Consider the following 806-nt stretch of genomic DNA (forward strand, 5'->3'; position numbering starts at 1 on the left):
ACAAAAAATTGGATTTTTATATGAACGACCTGCTAAACAAAGACATAAACAAAGACAAAAGTTTTACAATTCGAGTAGATGAAAATCTACTCAAAACGTTCCAAACGATAGCAAAAGCCAATGATAGACCATCAGCGCAGCTTATCCGTGATTTTATGCGTGAGTACGTTAAAAAACACCGTCAAGCCGAGTTATCGCTATGAGCGAAAATTGTTTGATTGGCGGAGTTTTGTTTGAGTGGGATAGCAATAAAGCGGAACTGGTGCTAAAAGAGCATTCCCTAACCATGCAAGAATGCGCCAGTGTTTTGATCAACGAAACCACCATCACCAAACCTGATTATAGACACTATGATGAAGAACGCTTTATCAGCACAGGTTACAGCAACCAAGCAAAGATTTTAACGGTGATTTGGACGGATAGAGGCGACAGAATACGACTCATCACGGGCTTTAAAGCCACCAAAGACCAAACTAAGGAGTTTCATCGTGGATAAAGACTATCAAGAATACAAAGACTTTGACATGACAGGGGCAATTCGTGGCATACCACCGCAAATCGCACGCTTACAAGCCAAAAATCAAACCAACGTCAAGACAGAGCAAGCAAGATTACTTGACGATGATGTAATGGCGTGGGTAGTGCGTCAAGACCAAGATACCAAAAATATCATCAATCAAATGATTAGGGGTATGATGAGCATTCAGCAAAAACAGGCGACCACCGCTTGATTAAAATGCTTTTCAACCTAGTCAAAAATAAAGAGATTATGCTATGAGCAGTAATTTTAACTTATCGTGCGTAAT

The 806-nt window shown here is 40.0% G+C and carries 3 protein-coding genes; all 3 read left to right on the forward strand.

Annotation, left to right across the window (positions count from 1 at the left end; all coding sequences use genetic code 11):
- A partial coding sequence (locus B0181_RS11820) for a CopG family ribbon-helix-helix protein (protein WP_249024913.1) occupies positions 1 to 203 on the forward strand: 203 nt, incomplete at its 5' end.
- On the forward strand, positions 200 to 496 hold the full coding sequence (locus B0181_RS11825) for a BrnT family toxin (protein WP_078277680.1): 297 nt from the start codon (positions 200 to 202) through the stop codon (positions 494 to 496). The genes B0181_RS11820 and B0181_RS11825, both read left to right, overlap by 4 nt.
- Positions 489 to 731: a hypothetical protein gene (locus tag B0181_RS11830; protein ID WP_078277681.1), complete on the forward strand. Its 243-nt coding sequence runs from the start codon at positions 489 to 491 to the stop codon at positions 729 to 731. Before B0181_RS11825 ends, B0181_RS11830 begins: the two co-directional genes overlap by 8 nt.
- Positions 732 to 806: the final 75 nt, after the last annotated feature.

This window comes from Moraxella caviae, from assembly GCF_002014985.1.
Lineage (GTDB): Bacteria > Pseudomonadota > Gammaproteobacteria > Pseudomonadales > Moraxellaceae > Moraxella > Moraxella caviae.